Here is an 18,341-nt window from a genome sequence, read left to right as displayed (position 1 = left end):
CGCGGTCAAGCGGTCGCCTTCAATGCGTCGAGCATGCGCGTATAGTGCTGCGGATTCCACACATCCTGATCCTCGCCCCAGCCGATCCCGCCGTCAATGTCCCAGCGCATCAGCTGGTTCACGCCATATCCCGCTTCGCTCATCGTGCTGACCACGAAACCCTCGCTGACCATTTCGCGGCCCAACTCGTCGACGAGTTCGACCTGCATATGCGTGCTCCAGCCGGTCTTGGGGCTGCGGAAGGTGCGCATCCGTGATCGGGCGGGATCGAGGCTGCCGAAGGTGCCGTCGCGGCGGATCCAGCCGGCGTTCATCGGCGCCCAGCCGTCGGCGCCGCCATCCTGTACGCGCACGAAGCCGAGGAAGCCGGTGCCGTCGCGGCGATGGCCGAAGATATATTGGATGCGCCCGCGCCCGCGTTCGCGCTCGATCTCGCGCCAGCGCGCGCCGCCGGGATGCTTCACCCGCTCCATGTCGTCCGCATAGACTTTGGGGCTCGCGGCATAAGGCCCGCCGCGAGGGCCCCAGGTGCGGTCGCGCACGCCGATCCCGTCGATGCGGATACGTTCGCCGCGCAAGGTCATCCAGCCTTCGACATGGCCCAGCTGGTCGTAGTGCGGCGTTGCCATGAACGGCGGCTTGCCCGGCGGGAAGCGATGCGGTTGATGGAGCCCGGTGTGCGTGAAATCGAGCGCGAAGCCGCGCGCCGGGTCCTCATACTGGAGGTGATATTTCATGCCCGGTTCGAGCATCTTGAGGCTGTAGCCGCCGCCGTTCTTGTCGCCGGGAAAGACGATGTCGGTGAGGTCGGGCGCGTCGGGCATCGGCGCTTCCTCGACCTTGCGGTAATAGGCCATGCGCGCCTGATCATACCCCTCGTCGTCCCACGCGAAGATACGCCAGGTGACGCTCTTGCGGTTGGGATAATAGGGCGCGTGGATCCAGCAGGCGATCTTGCGTTCGGGGATGCTGAACGACCACCAGTTGGTTTCGGTCTCGTAGGGATCGTCGGACAGCTGGTGGTAGCGGTCGTCCTCGGGCTTGAAGGCGAGATCGTCGGTCATGCAAGAGACTCCAGTTCGTCGAGAGCGGCGGTGAAGAGCGCGGCGATGCGGCCGACATCGGTGATCTTCGCGGCATCGGCGATGACACCCATGTCGAGATTGTCCCCGCTGCGCCGCGACGTGATGTTGAGGAAGCGGCCCGAGCCGATGATCGGGACGGGGTAATTATGAAGTTGGCGAAAGCCGGCATAGCTGCGTGCTTCCGCGGGGCCGGGGACGTTCGACAGCGTCAGATTGCCGGGAAGCAGCCGCTTGCCGCCCGCCATGCGCTCGGCGAAGGCGGCGCGGCGGTCGCGCGCGCCAAATGGCTTCTCGGCGGCGTCGAGAAGCGCCTCGTCATGGCCGGTGCGCTGCATCTCGGATGCCATCGACGCCTGGATCGCGCGAAGCCGCTCGACCGGATCGGGGAGATGCGTCGCGAGGTGCGGATGCAGGGCGACAATGCGGTTGCCGAACATCCCGTGCGTGTCGCGGCGGTACGAACGCGCCGAATTGACCACCAGCGGGGTTGCGGGGAGATCGTCGATCTCGATCAGATAATTGCGCAGCGCGGTGCTGGCGAGCGTCAGGAAAATGTCGTTGACGGTCGCGTCGAGTTTGGCGCCTGCCGCTTTCACCCGCGCGAGCGGCAGGCTGATCGTCGTATAGCGGCGCCGGTCCGAGGTTAGCCCCGACATTCTGAGCTCCGGCGTCGGTTCGCGATCGTCCTTGAACGCTTCGAGCGCGGCGAGCGCCTCCTTGCGGCGCGCGGCTTGGGCGGCGCGCAAATCGGCCTCGGCCGCAAAGCGTGCTTCGGCACGCTGGCACCATTTTTCGGGCTCGGGCAGTCGCGCATCGGCGAAGCGCGCGGTTGCTGGCGGCGCCGCGTCGCTGAGCAGGCCGAGGATGGCCTGAAACCCGATCCCATCGGCGACGCTGTGATGAACCTTGAGATAGATTGCGCTGCCGCCCGCCGTAAGTTGTTCGAAGACATGCGCCGCGAAGGGCGGCCCCGACAGGTCGAGCCGCCGCATATTGAGCGACGCGACCACCTCGTAAAGCTCGGCCTCGCTCCAGGCGCCGTCGTGCGGTTCGACGGCGACGAGCGTTTCGAGATCGGCGCGCGCGATATCGGCCCAGACGTCGCTGTCATAGCCGTCGGGCGCTTCGTGCAGGCGCACGAGGAGCGGCGTCGCCGGGAGCCGATCGGCAAGCTGGCGGCGGAGCACGGCGGCCAGCCCTTCCTGCGCGTCCAGCGGCACGTCGAGAATGATCAGCGCGCCGACGTGCATCGGCGAGGCGTCGGTCTCCGACAGGATCATGAAATGATCGTCGGGGCGCAGCCTCCGCACCCCCGGCGCCAATTGCAGGCTGTCCGGCGCGTTCACCGCTTACCAGCTTGCCAGATCGGCCGCCCGCGCGCGATGTTCCGACGGGCTGCCGAGCCAGGCACGGTCGAACAAGGCGCGGCGGAACCAGTAGTTGAGGCCATATTCCCATGTGTAGCCGATACCGCCATGCGCGGCGACCGCAGCGCGCGTCGCGCGGACATAGACGTCGCACAGATGCGCTTTCGCCATCGCCGCAGCCCTAGGCGCATCGGGAAGCTCCGCATCCCACGCATAGGCGGCGTACCAGACGAGCGCCCGCGCGGGCTCGACGTCGAGTGCCATATGCGCGAGCTGGTGCTTGAGCGCCTGGAAGCGCCCGACCGGCTGCCCGAACTGCTCGCGCTCCTTGGCATAGGCGACGCTCATGTCGGTGACCTTCTGCGCGCCGCCGAGCGCGTCGGCGGCGCAGAGCACCAGTGCCGCATCGGCAAGGCGCGCGGTGATCGGATCGGCGGCGGCGAACAGCATTTCGCCCGCGCCTTCTGCGAATGCGACCTTCGACACCGGCCGCGTGCGATCCGAGGCCCTGACCGCTTCGATCGTCACGCCGTCACCCGCGGGCACCAGCCGCACGCCCGCGGCGCGGTCGACGACCAGGAAGATATCGGCGGCGCGCGCGCAAGGGACGAACGCGCTGCCGCCGTGCACCAGCGTCGCGACGGCTTCGCCACTCGCTAGGGCATCGAGATTGGCTCTGCCGCTCGCCGCAGCCGCCGCGACGGCGAGGAGCTGGCCGATGAGCGGCCCTGCCGCCGCCGCCTCACCCGCCACCTCGCAGGCCAGCGCGGCGTCGAGCAACCCCATACCGCTGTCGGGTAACAAGATGCCGCCAAGGCCCAGCGCCATCAGCGCATCCCAGCTTTCGCGGTCGAAATCGGCGTCGCCGTCGGCGAAGGCATGGATACGCTCGATCGGCCAGCTGTCGGCGAGCGTGCCGCGCACGGCTTCCTGGATCGCCTTCTGTTCTTCGGTCAGGTGAAAATGCATCGGTCAGCGTTCCCCGCTCATCGCAAGATCGCGCGGCAGGCCGAGGCCGCGTTCGCCGATGATGTTGCGCTGGATGTTCGATGCGCCGCCGGCGATCGAATTGCCGAGGCTGCCCATAATCTGGTCGAGCCATTTTTCGGGGCCGCGCGGCCCGCGATTACCGCGTCCGCCCGCCCCTGCGGGTTCAATGAAGGCATGTTCGCCGATCAGTTCCTGCGCCAGAAGTGCCATCTCATGCCCGATCTCGGTGAGCAGCAGCTTCATCATCAGCGACACCGGTCCCGGATCCTCGCCCGCCGCGGCGCAACTGAACAGGCGAAAGCTGGTGTAGCGGTGCGAGAGGACGAAACCCTCGATCTGCGCGAGCTTGTCGCGGATCACAGGGTCGCCGATACGATCGACTTCCTTTGCCAGTTCGACCAGCTTTGCGAACTGGCGCCCGAGCCCGTCGGCGCTGCCGATGCTCGCGCGCTCATGCTTCAGCGTCGTGCGGCTGACATACCAGCCCTGCCCGCGTTCGCCGACCTGCCACGACACCGGCGTTTCTGCATTGTCGAAGAAGAATTCGCAGAAGGTGTGATCGCCCTCCTCGCCCGTCATCTGGCGGATCGGCCGCCGGGTGACACCGGGCTGGTTCAGGTCGATGAGCAGATAGGTGATGCCGTCATGCTTCGGCGCGTCGGGCTCGGTGCGCACGAGCATGAACATGTGCGTCGACTGCATCCCCTGCGACGTCCAGATCTTCTGGCCGTTGACGATCCACTTGCTGCCGTCGGCAGACAATTCGCCCTTGGTCCGCACGCTTGCCAGGTCGGATCCCGATCCGGGCTCGGAATATCCCTGCCCCCAGATATAATCGCCCTCGACAGTCCCGCGGATGAAGAGCTCCTTCTGCTCGTCGGTTCCCTTTTCGAGCAGCGTTGGCACCGTCATGTTCATGCCGTTGCCACCGACCTCCATCGGCGCGCGGGCGCGGGCGAATTCCTCACGGATCACCTGCGCCTTGATCACGTCGACCGGCTGCTCCGAGCCGCCATAACGCTTCGGAACCGCGCGATAGAGATAGCCCGCTTCGGTTGCGGCGGCTCGGAAGGCGCGGATGAAGGCCTTGAGATCGGCACCGCGCAAGTCCGCGGCGGGCGGCCAGTGCGACGACAGAAAGGCGCGGACCTCCGCGCGAAAGGCTTCGGCGGCCTCGCCATAGCTCAGGTCCATCGCACGCTCTCCCTCGAATCTGGTCAATCCTATGCCCGAGTTATATAACTACGTCAAATATGTTGTGCGCTTGCGCGAGCTTGATTAGGAGGGATTGATGAGCCTCGATACGATCACCGTTCCGCATTATTTCATCGCCGATGGCGAAGGTTTCGACCCGTCGGGTCTCGCGCGCAATCCCTGGTTCGCCGACGCTGTCGCGGGAGGGCCGATCGCGGCGCTGATCGGGCATATCGTCGAGGATGCGGGCTTGGATTCCGATTTCGAGATCTGCCGCCTGACGATCGACATTTTGGGAATTGTCCCGCGGACGCTGCTCGTACCCCACATCGTGCCGGTGCGGCAGGGGCGGCAGGCGCAGCTTCACCGTATCGAACTTATCGCGGGCGGCAAGCTCGTCGCGCAGGCGCATGTCCTTCGCGCGCGGCACCTCGACACTCCCGAATTCCCGCCGCCCCAACCGCACCCGGCACCCGCAGACGTGCCCGAGGATAATTTTCTCATTGGCGCCAGCATGGCAGGGGCGATCAAGACGCGCCCGATCATGGGCCGGGTCCGTGAACCCGGCCGCGGTGTATCGTGGATGCGAATGGATGGCGAGGTCGTTTCGGGCGTTCCGACGTCGCCGTTCGTGAAGGCGTGCCTCTTCGCCGATTTCGGCAATGGCGTCGGTAGCGCGACGCATGCGCATGAATGGAGCTATGCCAATCTCGACATCTCGGTCCAGTTCCTGCGCATGCCGCGCGGCGACTGGTTTCTGCTCGACGCGCATACCGAAGGTGCGGGCAACGGCCATGCCGTCGCGCAAACGGTCTTCGCGGACGAGGACGGCGTCTATGCCAAGGGAACGCAGACGGTGTTTGTGGGGCCGGGTCGCCCGCGCGATTGAGACTATTCGCCGCGAAACTGCGGCTTGCGTTTTTCGGTGACCGCGGCCAGCCCCTCGCGATGATCCTTGCTGCCGAGGAGCAGCGCCTGGTTCGGCAGGTTCGCCTGCCATTCGGCTTCCATGCTGCTTTCAAGCGCGCGCTGGATCGATTGCTTGACCGTCGCATAGCCGAGCGGCGCCGAGGCCGCGAGTTCGCGGGCCAATGCCATGCCGCGCGCTTCCAGATCGTCCCGCGCGACGACTTCGCTGACCAGTCCGATAGCAAGCGCCTCTTCGGCGCGCACCTGCTTGCCGCGGAGGCACATCTCCATCGCGCGGCCCAGTCCCACGATGCGAGGCAACAGAAAGGTTCCGCCGAGCGGCGGCATGATGCCGAGCTTGATCCAGCTTTCCTGGAACATCGCGGTATCGGCAGCGACACGAAAATCGCACGCGAGCGCGAGTTCGCAGCCGACCGTCACCGCCGCCCCCTGCACCAGTGCGAGCGTCGGTTTGGGACAGCGATAGATCGCCCGCGCCGCGCCCTGAAAGTTCCCGTAGACCGTGTCCTTGATCTCGCTGGCCGACATGCCCGTCAGCCGTTGCAGAAACGCGAAATCGGCGCCGACCGAAAAATGCTTTCCTTCGGCGGCAAAAATGATCGCGCGCACGTCGCGCTCACCCGAGAGCGCGGCAAAGGCGTCGCGAATCTCGCCGAGCATTTCGGGCGACGACGCGTTGCCGATATCGGCCCGCGCAACGACCACCGCCGCAACGCCCTCCTCATGACGATCGATGCGGATATGCGTGAAATCAGCCATCCGGATTCTCGGCCTTCTTCTTCTCGCGCCAGATCATCGCGGTCGCGCTTGTCGACAGGCCCATGTTCAGCGCCTCGGCATCGAGCGCGGCCTCGAACGCCCAGTCTTCGGCATTGTTGAGGTTGGTTTTCATATAGCGATAGCCCATGCGCGGACCGTCGGCGAGGCGCCGCGCCGCCGCCATCGTCGCGTCGTGCAGCGCTTCGTCGTCGAACAAGCGCGTATAGATGCCTTTTGCGAAAGCCTCTTCGGCGGAGAGCTTCTCGCCGAGCAGGAACAGTTCGCGCGCCACGCCGGTGCCGACGATCTTGGTCCAGAACCAGGTCGATCCGAAATCGCCCCCCGCCCCGATGCGGTCGAAGGCGGTCAGGAAGCTCGCACTCTTGCCGGCGAAGCGCAGGTCGCACGCCCCGGCGATGCCGATCCCCGCGCCCGCGACCGGACCGTTGACCATCGCGATCGTCGGCTTGGGCATTTCGTGGAGCAGGCGCGAGGTTTCCATGAACCCGCGCAGCCGGACGAAGCTCTGTTCGTTGCGGCTTCCGACGTCGGAATTGGCGGGCACGACCGCCTTGTCGGCGCCGCCTTCCTTGAGATCGCCGCCGGCGCAGAACCCCCTGCCCGCGCCGGTCACGACGACGCAGCCGACCGACGCATCGCGCGCCGCGTCGGCGCAGGCGTCGGCGAGCGGCGCCATGATCGAGCTTGTCAGCGCGTTGAGCCGGTCGGGCCGGTTGAGGGTGATGGTGCGGACCCCCGCATCATCGTCGATCAGCACTTCGGACATGGATTCCTCCGCTGTTCCGTTCTTGTCGAAGGGAATGGAGGGCGAATCAATCCCCGCCAAGTTCGCGGTGGCGCGCCAGCATGCGCACTGCCTTTTCCGCGAGGTCGTCGGGCACGGCGGGATAAAGCGGTAGCGGGCGGGACTTGCTCGGCAATGCGATCGTCGCGGTCGCGCGCACGGTTTCCTCGTCGCGCTGGTTGGTGAATTTCACCGCCACGTCGACGAAACTCTGGCCGCCCTCCTCCCGTTTCGCGAGCACTTCGCCGGTCACGCGCTGGACGTCGCCCATATAGTTGAACTTGCGGATCTCGTCGTGAATGTGGGTGATGACGGCATCGTCGCCGGCCCAGTCGCTGAGATATTGCCACAGGTAATTTTCGCGCATGACTCCATAGTCATAGGCCATCGGATTGCCGATCGCCTGCGCCCAGGTCGGGTCCCAGTGCAGCCGCTGCGCGACGTCGGGAATGCCATATTCATTCTTCACATAGAAGGCCGGGATGCGCTGGCGGTTCTTGTGCGCGAGGCGGTTAGCGGTCGGCGCATAGGGCACGAAGCCGTAACCGCCGGCATGGAAGCAGATCACGTCCGTGACGGTCAGCGGACCCTTGGCCTGCAGCCCCAGCGAATCACCCTTCTCGACGCTTTCGAACCAGCGCTTTTCGGCGCCCTGGACGCGTTCGGCGGCATAGATATCCTCAATCGCCTGCATTTCCTCGTCGGTGTAGGTCGCGGGCTCGATCGACGAATATTTGCCCTTCTTGGCGGCGGTCTTGCGCTCGGTCAGTACGCGCAGGATGCGATAGACCGCGACGACCTCGCCGCGCTGGTTGATCTTCACGTCGCGGCGCACGCCGATCACCGAACGCCCAGCGAATTCGGACTGCTTGACCTCGCAGGTCTCGTCGCCGTTGAAGCTGTAGATTGTATCGCCCGGATAGATCGGGCGATAGAAATCCCATTGCGAGCCCGACACGAAGACGTGGATGCCCTTGAACAGACTCTTGCGGAGCGCCTTGATCTCGTCGGGAACGGGGTCGCCCAGCATCGGCCGGTTGATGACGCCCGCCATCATCCCGGGCGCGATGACGCTGCCCCAACGGGTCTTCTTCGCATAGTGCGGATCGGTATAGAGCGGGTTGTCGTCGCCGATACCGTGCGCGAAGTTGCGGATATTATCCTCGGTCGCGACCTGGATATATTCGCGCGTCTTCGCCGCCTGGTCGAACCCCAACAGCTTGCGCTGCCGCTCTATGTCTGCGTCGGTAATCTCGTAGGCGACGGCCTTCTGCCACTCTTCGCTTTCCTTGATGTCGTTTTTCGCCTCGGCCATCGCATATCTCCCTTGTCACCAGTTGTATAACTAGGTAATACATCCCCAATAGCGAAGCAAGGGGATAGTGCCGTAATGGAAGTTCGCCGCATCAGCGATGCTTTGAAGGTGCGTGCGCAGCATCAGGCGAGCGAGATCGCGCACGACGATACACGGCGCCAGATCAGCTTCGCCGAATGGGATCGCGAGGCCGACGAGATCGGCGGCGGCCTCGCCGCAGCGGGCCTCGTTCCCGGCGACCGCGTGTTCCTGCCGATCAGCAATGCACGCGCGGTCGAAATGGCGATCGCGGTGTTTGCGGTGTTCCGCGCGGGCGGGATCGCCTGCCCGATCAACACGCGTCTCAACCCGCGCGAGATCTCCGACTATGCGGCTCTATGCGAACCGCGCTTCTGTCTGACCGACGCCCCCGAGTTGGTGAAGGATCTGGAACTCGACGGCTGCTGGCATGTCGACGCAATGCCGCGCGACCTGTCCGCGCTTCCCGATCAGGCCAGCCTCGACCCCAACGCCGATGCCGAAATCCTCGGCACGTCAGGCACGACGGGCAAGATCAAGGGTGTCGTCGTCTCGCATCCCGACCTGATGACCGGGGTCACCGGCTATAATCAGGACCGCTCGCGCTCGACCCTGAACGCATTGCCGCTCACCGGCTCCGGCGGCAATATCGGCATCGTGATGCTCCCCGCGCGCGGTGGCGCGACCGCGATCACCCAGCCGAAGTTCGATCCCAAGGGCTTCCTCGAGCTGGCGAGGCAAAAGCGCCCGAACCTGATCTATTTGGTGCCATCGATGCTGCGTCTCGTGCTCGATCATCCCGACGTCGCCGACTACGACATGGCGGGGGTCAAATATCTGATGACCGGCACCGCGCCGCTTCCGCACGATTCGGTGAAACGCGCGGCCGAACTGTGGCCGCACCTGCGCATCCGCAACAGTTACGGCATGTCCGAAGGCGGGGTCGGGCTGGGCACGACCAGCCAGGAGCAGGTGCTGAAGCCCGGCTGCGTCGGCAAGCTGCCGGCGCATATGCAGATTCGTGACGAGGCGGGCAATGTCATATCCGAGCCAAATGTCGTCGGTGAAATCTTCGGCTGGCAGAAGCACCCGCGTCGCTACTGGAACGACGCAGAGGCGACCGCCGAGAGCTTCAAGGGCGGCTGGACCAAGACCGGCGACCTCGGCTACGTGGATGAAGATGGCGACCTGATCATGGCCGGCCGGTCGAAAGAGTTGATCATCCGCGGCGGCTACAACATCACGCCGCTCGAGATCGAGACCGTGCTGCATCTGCACCCGGCGGTCCAGCAGGCCGCGGTCGTCGGCGTGCCGCACGAGGTGCTGGGCGAGGATATTGCGGCGGCGGTGACGCTTCGCCCCGGCCAGGCCGCGACAGGCGACGAGATCATCGCCTTTTGCAGGGAGCATCTGGGCGACAACAAGGTTCCGCGGACGCTGGTGGTGATGGACACGATGCCGCTCAATCCGAACGGGAAGATCTTGAAGAAGGATCTGGCTGCCCCGCTGGCGAAGGCCGCGGCGGAGCGGCGACGGGCGGCCTAGCCCGTCCCCTCCCCAAAGGAGAGGGCGACAAATTACCCCCTCAACGTCTCGAATGGCACATCCTTGTCCATTCGCACTTCGCCCGGCATCCCCAGAACGCGTTCGGCGATCTGGTTGCGCAGCACCTCGTCGGCGCCGCCTGCGATGCGCATCACGGTCGAATAGATATAATCATACTGAACGTCACCGGTCGCGGTGTCGCCCGCTTCGGGGGCAATGCCCGCGAGCCCGCGCAGCTCGAGCGCGAGGCCATTGGTCTTCTGGTAGCGCCCCGCATAGGCAAGCTTTACCATCCCCGCGAGTGCGCCGGGATTTTCGCCTTTGGAGACCATGGTCCGCAGCCGCGCCTGAAAGAATCGTTCGCCCTGTTCCTCGGCGAGCGCTTCGGCAAGTTGCTGGCGTACCGCACGGTCATCGAGCATCGTACCGCCATGGCCATCGGGGGTCGCCGCGGCATAATCGAGCAAAGGCCCGATCCCGCTGCGATGCGCTCCCGAGCCGAGGCGTTCGCCCATCAAGACGGTCATGCAGCAGGCCCAGCCCTCGCCCTCAGCACCGATGCGGTTGGCGTCGGGGATGCGGACGTCGGTGAGAAAGGTTTCGTTGAACTCGCTCGCACCCGAAATCTGGCGGATCGGGCGCGTCTCGATTCCCGGCGTCTTCATGTCGATGACGAAGAAGGTCAGCCCCTTATGCTTGGGCAAGGTTGGGTCGGTCCGCACGACCAGGATGCCCCAGTCCGTCAAATGCGCCCAGCTTGACCAGACCTTCTGGCCGTTGACGATCCAGTCGCCGCTGCCGTCATCGGCACGCACCGCCTTGGTGCGCAGCGCCGCGAGGTCCGAGCCCGCGGCAGGCTCGGAGAAGAGCTGGCACCAGGTCAGGTCGCCCTTAAGCGTCGCTTCGATAAAGCGCGCGCGCTGTGCGTCCGTGCCGTGTTTCGCGATCACGGGCAGCGCCATGCCGGTGCCGATCGAAGTGAAAGGCCCCTTGGGCAGGTGATATTTGCCCTCTTCCTCTGCGAAGATCACCGCCTCCGCGCCCGACAGGCCGCGCCCACCGAGCGCCTTGGGAAAGGTCAGGCCCGACCAGCCGCCCTCGTAAAGCGCGCGCATCCACGCCCGGCCACGATCGGCCTCTTCGGTGTCGGGTATTTTTTCACCCGGCGTCAGCTCGTGCGCAGGGGCATGCGCAGCGAGCCAATCGCGCGCTTGCGAGCGGAAGGCGGCTTCTTCGGAGCTGTCGTTGAAATCCATCTTACGCCGCTTTCACTTGGCTGCCCGGCTGCGCATTCAGCAACCGGTCGGCCCAGAAGCCGCGGTTGCCGAGATGCACGCTGAGCATGCGCTCGCGCCGGTAATAGAAATGGCAGTTCGCCTCGAAGGTATAGCCGATGCCGCCGTGCACCTGCAGATTCTCGCGCGCCGCGAGTTCGAAGCATTTGATGCCCGACAGGCGCGCCGCCGCCGCCGCTGCCGGCAGATCGTCGGGCGAAGACTCGGCTGCCCAACCGCCAAAATAGGCATTGGAGCGCGCGAGTTCGGTCGCCACCGCGACATCGGAGAGCTTGTGTTTGATAGCCTGATACCCCGCGAGCGGGCGTCCGAACATCTGGCGTTCCATTGCATAGTCGCGCGCCATGCGAAGGCAGGCGTCGGACGCTCCCACGGCTTCGAACGCCGCAAGCACCGCCGCATGGTCGATCAGCCGGTCGAGTTTGCCCGCTCCCGGCATTGCCTCCGCCACGGCGTCGGCGAAATCGAGGCGGTAGTGCGGGCGGAGCTGGTCAAAGCTGTCGAGCTTCGTCCGCGTCACGCCGGGCTGATCCAATTCGACCAGCGCAAAGCTGCCTCCCGCGACGAGAACGACCGCGATATCGGCGATGCCGGCGTCGGCGACCGGAGACTTACCTCCCGAAAGGCGCCCGCCCGCGAGCGATGCGCCCGTCGCAAAGACCGGCCCCGGCCCCTCGGCATAGGCGAAGGTCGCGAGCGCATCGCCGCTCGCCAGCTTGGGAAGCCACGCCGCCTTCTGCGCCTCGCTTCCAGCGAGGCGGATCGCCTCGGCTCCCAGGATGATCGAACTCATGAACGGCACCGCAGCATTCGCAGCGCCGAGCGCTTCCATGATCACGCCAAGGTCGAGCGCGCCAAGGCCGAGCCCGCCGTGCTCTTCGGGAATCGCAGCACCGAGGAAGCCCATGTCGGCGAGCGCGCGCCACAACGGCTCGTCCCATTCGGCGCCCGAGTCGATCAGCGTTCGCAGACGGTCGAACGACGACATATCGGCCAGAAGCGACCGCGCTTGCTCGCCGAGCATTTTCTGTTCATCGCTAAGGTCGAAATTCATCGCAGGCCTTGCCCTCTTGTTGTGGTCTGTGTCATAGCGAGTTGTATAACTAGGTCAACCATGAGAAAACCGAATGAGAACGGCCGGAGAGGAAGCCCCGCCCATGCAGTATGAAACCATTCTGGTCGATGTCGCCGGTCATATCGCTACGATCACCCTCAACCGGCCCGAGGCGATGAACAGCTTCACCAAGCAGATGATGGACGAATTCGAACATCTGTGGAAGTGGATCGCGCGCGAGGACGATGTCCATTGCTGCGTGCTACGCGCCGCGCCGGGCAAGGCGTGGTGCACCGGGGTCGACGTCAAGGAATCGCAGAAGCCCGGCGGCACCGTCGTCGACCTCGCCAACATCTGGCACTGCGAAGACCCCGGCAATTACCTTGGGCCCAAGTCGATGAACTGCTGGAAGCCGGTGATCGCCGCGGTGCACGGCATGGCGGCGGGCGGCGCCTTTTACTGGCTCAACGAGAGCGACATCATCATCTGTTCCGAGGAAGCGACCTTCTTCGACCCACACGTTACCTATGGCATGACGAGCGCGCTCGAGCCGATCGGCATGACGTATCACATGCCGCTGCACGACGTGCTGCGGATGGTGTTGCTCGGCAATGACGAGCGCATCGGCGCCGGGACCGCGCTGCGCATCGGACTGGTGAGCGAAATCACGACGCTGGACGACCTGTGGCCGCGCGCCCACGAACTGGCGACGGCCATCGCGGCGAAACCCCCGGCAGCGACCGCCGGTTCGGTCAAGGCGATATGGGAATCGCTCGACCTGCCGCGCAGCGTCGCACTCCAGCAGGGGCTTAAATATTGCCAGATCGGCAACCCGGTCGGCGTGCCGCAGGTGAACCGCGCGGCGCTGATGGCCGACAAGGCCAAGATATTCACGATCCGCTAGCGGCAGCGTCGCGTCGGACCGAGAAATAGACCTACTAAAAAGCGAGGGATTGGACACGCATGTCGATTTTGTATGACGAAGGCCAGCAGGCGATCGCAACCGAATCGCGCCGCGTGCTCGAAGCGCGGATGAACAAGGACGAGTTGTTGCCACTGCTCGAGATGACCGGCCGCTATCACGAGGGATTCTGGAACACTGCCAAGGAACAGGGCTGGACCGCCCTCGCATTGCCGGAGGAATATGGCGGGCTTGCACTGGGCCTCGTTGAGCTCGGCCTGATCGCGCATCAGGCGGGCCGTACCCTGAGCGGCGCGCCTTTCCTGACTTCGGGTTTCGGCTGCGCCAAAGCGATCGAACTTTACGGGTCGGACGAGCAAAAGACGCGCTGGCTGCCCGCGCTTGCCAGCGGCGAAATCGTCGGCGTCGTCGCCTTTGCGTCGGGCTCCGATCCCCTGCCCGCCTATCCGGCAATCCGCTTTGCCGATGGCCGGATCAGCGGGCGGGCGGCCGGGGTTACCGGCGGCCTCGTCGCCGACATCGCGGTGGTCTACGCCATGGGAGCCCTGGGTCCGGTTCTCGTCGTGGCCGAACTTTCCGATGTCGAGCGCAGCGCCATCGGCGGCTTCGACAACAGCCGCTGCTACGCCCACCTTGGTTTCACCGATATACCGGCGCAGCCGCTGGCCATCGACGGCGCAGCGCGCGAAGCCGCGCTCCACATCCTCTCGCTCCAAGCGGTCATTACCGCGCACGAACAGACGGGGGGCGCCGAGGCGATGATGGAAATCGCGCGCGACTATGCGCTCACACGCCGCGCCTTCGGCCAGGTCATCGGCGCCTTCCAGTCGGTCAAGCATCGCATCGCCGAACTTTACGGTTTGGTCGAACTGGCGCGCGCGAACTGCATTCATGCCGCGTCGCGCGAAGGCAAAGATGATTTCATCATCGCCGCGGCTGCGGCGCGCCTGTCGGCGACCGAGGCTTATGACACCGCCGCCCGCGATTGCATCCAGATCCATGGCGGCATCGGCGTGACCTGGGAAATCGGACTTCACCTCCACATGCGCCGCGCGCGCAGCCTCGCGATCGAACAGGGCAACGGGCTGTTCTGGGAAGATATACTGGTCGACCGCCTGACGGGAGAAGCGGCATGAGCGATCTCGAAGCCTATCGCGCCAGGGCTGCCACCTGGCTCGAATCGATGGTGCCAGCGTTCGGCAAAGCAGCGCGCAAAGGCCTGTCCGAAGCCGACGACCTTGCCCTCGCCCGCCGCTATCAGGCCGAAAAGTTCGAAGCTGGCTACGCGGGCATCAACTGGCCGGTCGAATATGGCGGTCAGGGGCTCGGGCATCTCGAGAAGGTGACCTTCGACAGCGAGGAAATGAAGCACGGCTTCCCCAACGCCTATTTCGGCATCTCGCTCGGCATGCCGGTGCCGATCCTGATGCAGTTCGGCGAAGACAAGGCCTTTGTGAAGGAGCGCGTGCTGAAGGCGCTGCGCGGCGAGGAAATCTGGTGCCAGCTCTTTTCGGAACCCGCAGGCGGATCCGATCTCGCCGGGCTGCGGACCAAGGCCGAACCCGACGGCAACGGCTGGAAAATCAACGGGCAAAAGGTCTGGACGAGCTGGGCGCAATATAGCGATTATGGCGTCATCGTCGTCCGCACCGACCCGAATGTGCCAAAACACAAGGGACTCACCTATTTTTGGGTCGACATGAAAGCGCCCGGCGTCACCGTGCGTCCGATCAGGCTTGCGGGTGGCGACAGCCACGTCAACGAGGTGTTCTTCGACGATGTGAAGGTCGACGACGATCACCGCATGTCGCCCGTTGGTGGCGGCTTTGCGGTCGCGATGGCGACGCTGATGATCGAACGCTATGTCGCGACCGACAGCGGCGGCTTCGGCCCACATCTCGACCTGTTCGTCGCGCTTGCCAGGGACATAAATCTCAATGGCAAGCCCGCGATCGCCGACGGCCGCATCCGGCAGCAGATCGCGCGTAACTATGCGATGCGGAACGGTCTCAATTCGATCACCGCGCGCGCGATGGCGATGATGCAGGCGGGTATGGTCCCGGGCCCCGAGGGCTCGCTCAACAAGCTGGTGTCGGTGCGGTCGCGCCAGAAGCTGTCCGAACTCGCGATCGACCTTCAGGGCAACGACGGCTTCGCCTTCGACGACCACGCCTCGCAAAAGGAGGATTGGACGTCGAGCTGGATCAACGCGCCCACCGGCCGCATCGCGGGCGGCGCCGACGAGATGCTGCTCAACACCATCGCCGAGAAAATCCTCGGCCTGCCGCAGGACCATCGCCCCGACAAGGGCGTCCCCTTCAACCAGATCCCCGCCTGACCACAAGGATTCACGCCATGACCGAAGCCTATATCATCGATGCCGTCCGTACCCCGCGCGGGATCGGCAAGCCTGGCAAGGGCGCCTTGTCGCATCTGCATCCCCAGCATCTCGCCGCGACCGTTCTCGCCGCGATCCGCGACCGCAACAATCTCGATACCGCGACGGTCGACGACATCATCTGGTCGACATCGACCCAGAAGGGCAAGCAGGGGGGTGATCTCGGCCGCATGGCGGCGCTTTCGGCCGGCTATGACACCAAGGCATCGGGAACCACGCTCGACCGCTTCTGCGGCGGCGGCATCAGCACGGTGAACTTCGCCGCAGCGACCGTCATGTCGGGCATGGAAGACTGCGTCATCGCCGGCGGTACCGAGATGATGAGCTATACGGCAACCCTCGCCGCCGAGGAAGCCAATGCCGGGATCAAGCCGCTCGGCATGGGATCGGGCCATGCCGCGCTCGATGCGATCCATCCCCAGTCGCACCAGGGCGTCTGCGCCGACGCGATCGCCGCTCGCGAGGGCATCAGCCGCGAGGCTGTCGATGCCCTGGCGCTCGAAAGCCAGAAGCGCGCCGCCGTTGCGATTGCCGAAGGCCGCTTCGACAAGTCGGTGGTCCCGGTCCTCAATCCCGACGGCAGCGTTGCGCTCGACCGCGAGGAATTCCCGCGCCCCGAAACGACCGCCGAAGGGCTCGCCGGGCTCAAGGCGAGCTTCGGCGCGCTCAAGGATTTCGACCTTGGCGGCGGCGTGACGTTCGCCAAGCAGATCCAGCGCGTCTATCCGGGCCTCGAATGGGAGGGCATTCATCATGCAGGCAACAGCTCGGGCGTCGTCGACGGGGCCGCGGCGATCCTGCTGACGTCGAAAGACTATGCCGACAAGCACGGGCTGAAACCCCGCGCCCGCGTCGTCGCCTATGCCAATGTCGGCGACGATCCGACGCTGATGCTCAACGCGCCGGTTCCGGCGGCAAATAAAGTGCTCGAAAAGGCCGGACTGACGAAGGATGATATCGACGTCTGGGAAATCAACGAGGCCTTTGCCGTCGTCGCCGAGAAGTTCATTCGCGACCTCGATCTCGATCGCGAAAAGGTCAACATCAACGGCGGCGCGATGGCGCTCGGACACCCGATCGGCGCGACGGGATCCATCCTGATCGGCACCGCGCTCGACGAACTCGAACGTTCGGGGGGCCGCTACGGCCTCGTCACCATGTGCGCTGCGGGCGGCATGGCTCCAGCCATCATCATCGAGCGGATCTGAGGATGTTTCGCTTCGAGGCGAAGTTTCACGACATTTCGCTCTGTTTCGTTCGGCCGCGCAAGCGGAGTTTAGCCACAGAATGAACCGCCATCTGATCAAGGCTTCGGACGGCGATCAGCCATCCGAAGCCCTTGCTGTCAGAAGGATGCCGTAACGCTCGCCACGACGGCGGCATCGGCGATGGAGCCAGTGCCATCCAGCCCCTTGCTGAAATTGGGCTGCAGGCGCGCCGCGTCGGATCTGCTGATGTCGGTATCGACGTAAGAGAGATTGAGCGTCAGGTTGCGCCAAGTCGCGTCGACCCCGAGCGACCAGTCCCAATAGCGGCCGGTCGGCGCGACACTCGTGCCGTTGGGTCCGAGACCCGGATTGCCGTCCGAATAGCCGATGTGCGCCTTGGCCGTCAGCGGGGTTCCGCCGATCGCGACGGCGCCGTCACTCCAAAGATAGAGATTATCCTCGCTCTGTCCGCGACTGTTCGGCGCCGCCGATACATTCGCAAGCGCATATTGCTTGGGCGCATATGCAACACCAGCCGTGAGCGTCGCCGGCCCTGTGGTCCCCATCAGCTTCACATAGGGCTCCGCGAAGTCGGAGTCGTCGGCGCCGCCCGGATACATGTACCAGACCAGTCCGACATCGAGCGTCGTATTGTCCGCGATCGACGCCTTGTATCCGCCGATCAGATCGAGCTCCATATTGGCGCCGCCGAACGTGCCCCAGCCGGAGAGATTGGAGCCCCAGACGCCAGCATAGAGGCCGCTTTCATGCGTCACAGTCAGTCCGCCCTGTATCGCCATTTCCTTGTCGGATTGCGACACGCCGCGGAAGCGGTAATCGGAAGCGAGCGTTGCCGACCCCGAGATGGTGACCGCCTGTTTTTCCTCTTCCTGAGCCCCAGCGGCAACGGGCAAGAATCCCGCCGTGATGGCGATGACCGTGATGATGCTTTTCATATCGTCCTCTTGAAAGCGCTTCGCCGCAAATGGCGGAAGCTCGCGAGGACGCCCCACTAGATTGAAGCCACGTTGAAAATCGAGAGCGGCAAAGCCCCGATTGCATAGTGTTTTCATTATGCGATCCGGCGGATTTCAATCCTGCGCGCATGGTCACATATCGCGGTCGAACCCGTCCGGAGAGTCGAAAGAAGACATCGGCAAACGCCTCCAGCGCTCCGAAACCTCGAGGGTCTCCCACAAGCCGGGTCCGACGAACAGGAGCGCGCTGCCGCCGCTGCCGCACAGGAAGACGATCGCAGCGAGAAGCATCATGAACGACGGCGGCTCGCGGGGCGATGTGGCCAGCGCCATCTGATGAAGCCGGACGGCAACCGACCAACCCAGTACCAGAAGTGCGACGCCGCCGGCCCGCAGGCCGAAGTTGGCAGCGAGCGTTTCATGCCATTTCTTCATGTCAGACCTCCAGAAGGAGGCCGTTCAATTACGCATGGCTGCGT

17 protein-coding genes are annotated in these 18,341 nt (G+C 64.8%); 6 read left to right on the top strand and 11 right to left on the bottom strand.

All coding sequences use genetic code 11. The features are described from left to right. Positions 1-5: 5 nt before the first annotated feature. The 4 genes from QOL68_RS04330 to QOL68_RS04315 are packed head-to-tail and all read right to left on the bottom strand — an operon-like array spanning position 6 to position 4,636. Positions 6-1,064, bottom strand: coding sequence for a DUF7064 domain-containing protein (locus tag QOL68_RS04330; RefSeq protein ID WP_282947265.1), 1,059 nt, complete (start codon positions 1,062-1,064; stop codon positions 6-8). Then, complete coding sequence (locus QOL68_RS04325; protein ID WP_282947263.1) at positions 1,061-2,431, bottom strand: wax ester/triacylglycerol synthase domain-containing protein; 1,371 nt, start codon at positions 2,429-2,431, stop codon at positions 1,061-1,063. The genes QOL68_RS04330 and QOL68_RS04325 overlap by 4 nt, the downstream gene beginning before the upstream one ends. Positions 2,432-2,434: 3 nt before the next feature. Then, entirely contained in the window at positions 2,435-3,421 is a 987-nt protein-coding gene (locus tag QOL68_RS04320) for an acyl-CoA dehydrogenase family protein (RefSeq protein WP_282947261.1), read from the bottom strand. 3 nt (positions 3,422-3,424) lie between these two features. Beyond that, a complete protein-coding gene (locus QOL68_RS04315) occupies positions 3,425-4,636 on the bottom strand; it encodes an acyl-CoA dehydrogenase family protein (protein WP_282947259.1) in 1,212 nt (403 codons plus the stop codon). A gap of 97 nt (positions 4,637-4,733) precedes the next feature. Between QOL68_RS04315 and QOL68_RS04310 the strand changes: the two genes are divergently transcribed. Continuing rightward, positions 4,734-5,525, top strand: a complete 792-nt coding sequence (locus QOL68_RS04310; RefSeq protein WP_282947257.1) for an acyl-CoA thioesterase domain-containing protein — start codon at positions 4,734-4,736, stop codon at positions 5,523-5,525. A gap of 2 nt (positions 5,526-5,527) precedes the next feature. Here the strand turns inward: QOL68_RS04310 and QOL68_RS04305 are convergent, their stop codons facing one another. Genes QOL68_RS04305 through QOL68_RS04295 form a run of 3 tightly spaced genes read right to left on the bottom strand, consistent with a single transcriptional unit; the run spans position 5,528 to position 8,445 of the window. Continuing rightward, complete coding sequence (locus tag QOL68_RS04305) at positions 5,528-6,325, bottom strand: enoyl-CoA hydratase/isomerase family protein (RefSeq protein WP_282947255.1); 798 nt, start codon at positions 6,323-6,325, stop codon at positions 5,528-5,530. Further along, a complete protein-coding gene (locus QOL68_RS04300) occupies positions 6,318-7,112 on the bottom strand; it encodes an enoyl-CoA hydratase-related protein (protein WP_282947253.1) in 795 nt (264 codons plus the stop codon). Before QOL68_RS04300 ends, QOL68_RS04305 begins: the two co-directional genes overlap by 8 nt. A 46-nt stretch (positions 7,113-7,158) precedes the next feature. Further along, on the bottom strand, positions 7,159-8,445 hold the full coding sequence (locus tag QOL68_RS04295) for an FAS1-like dehydratase domain-containing protein (RefSeq protein ID WP_282947251.1): 1,287 nt from the start codon (positions 8,443-8,445) through the stop codon (positions 7,159-7,161). A 75-nt stretch (positions 8,446-8,520) separates the two neighbouring features. On the opposite strand from QOL68_RS04295, the gene QOL68_RS04290 reads away from it, so the two are divergent. Next, positions 8,521-10,008: a class I adenylate-forming enzyme family protein gene (locus QOL68_RS04290; protein WP_204993909.1), complete on the top strand. Its 1,488-nt coding sequence runs from the start codon at positions 8,521-8,523 to the stop codon at positions 10,006-10,008. A 32-nt stretch (positions 10,009-10,040) separates the two neighbouring features. Here QOL68_RS04290 and QOL68_RS04285 read toward each other — a convergent pair whose 3' ends face one another. Both QOL68_RS04285 and QOL68_RS04280 read right to left on the bottom strand, forming a co-directional pair. Beyond that, on the bottom strand, positions 10,041-11,264 hold the full coding sequence (locus QOL68_RS04285) for an acyl-CoA dehydrogenase family protein (protein ID WP_282947247.1): 1,224 nt from the start codon (positions 11,262-11,264) through the stop codon (positions 10,041-10,043). Between the two features lies 1 nt (position 11,265). Beyond that, a complete protein-coding gene (locus QOL68_RS04280) occupies positions 11,266-12,357 on the bottom strand; it encodes an acyl-CoA dehydrogenase family protein (protein WP_282947245.1) in 1,092 nt (363 codons plus the stop codon). A 103-nt stretch (positions 12,358-12,460) separates the two neighbouring features. Between QOL68_RS04280 and QOL68_RS04275 the strand changes: the two genes are divergently transcribed. From QOL68_RS04275 to QOL68_RS04260, 4 genes are read left to right on the top strand one after another with little or no spacing between them, the layout of a single operon-like run. Next, a complete protein-coding gene (locus QOL68_RS04275; RefSeq protein WP_282947243.1) occupies positions 12,461-13,261 on the top strand; it encodes an enoyl-CoA hydratase/isomerase family protein in 801 nt (266 codons plus the stop codon). A 59-nt stretch (positions 13,262-13,320) separates the two neighbouring features. Next, positions 13,321-14,415 (top strand): acyl-CoA dehydrogenase family protein, encoded by a 1,095-nt coding sequence (locus QOL68_RS04270; protein WP_282947241.1) that lies wholly within the window; start codon positions 13,321-13,323, stop codon positions 14,413-14,415. Next, complete coding sequence (locus tag QOL68_RS04265) at positions 14,412-15,617, top strand: acyl-CoA dehydrogenase family protein (RefSeq protein WP_282947239.1); 1,206 nt, start codon at positions 14,412-14,414, stop codon at positions 15,615-15,617. Before QOL68_RS04270 ends, QOL68_RS04265 begins: the two co-directional genes overlap by 4 nt. 17 nt (positions 15,618-15,634) lie before the next feature. After that, entirely contained in the window at positions 15,635-16,885 is a 1,251-nt protein-coding gene (locus tag QOL68_RS04260; RefSeq protein ID WP_282947237.1) for an acetyl-CoA C-acetyltransferase, read from the top strand. 137 nt (positions 16,886-17,022) lie between these two features. Here the strand turns inward: QOL68_RS04260 and QOL68_RS04255 are convergent, their stop codons facing one another. After that, positions 17,023-17,841 (bottom strand): TorF family putative porin, encoded by an 819-nt coding sequence (locus QOL68_RS04255; RefSeq protein ID WP_282947235.1) that lies wholly within the window; start codon positions 17,839-17,841, stop codon positions 17,023-17,025. Between the two features lie 153 nt (positions 17,842-17,994). Continuing rightward, positions 17,995-18,297: a hypothetical protein gene (locus tag QOL68_RS04250; RefSeq protein ID WP_282947233.1), complete on the bottom strand. Its 303-nt coding sequence runs from the start codon at positions 18,295-18,297 to the stop codon at positions 17,995-17,997. Between the last annotated feature and the right edge of the window lie 44 nt (positions 18,298-18,341).

Source organism: Sphingopyxis sp. Geo25 (assembly GCF_949769135.1).
GTDB lineage: Bacteria > Pseudomonadota > Alphaproteobacteria > Sphingomonadales > Sphingomonadaceae > Sphingopyxis.
The sequence above is the reverse complement of the archived record's forward strand: the minus strand, read 5'-3'. Positions and strand labels throughout refer to the sequence as shown.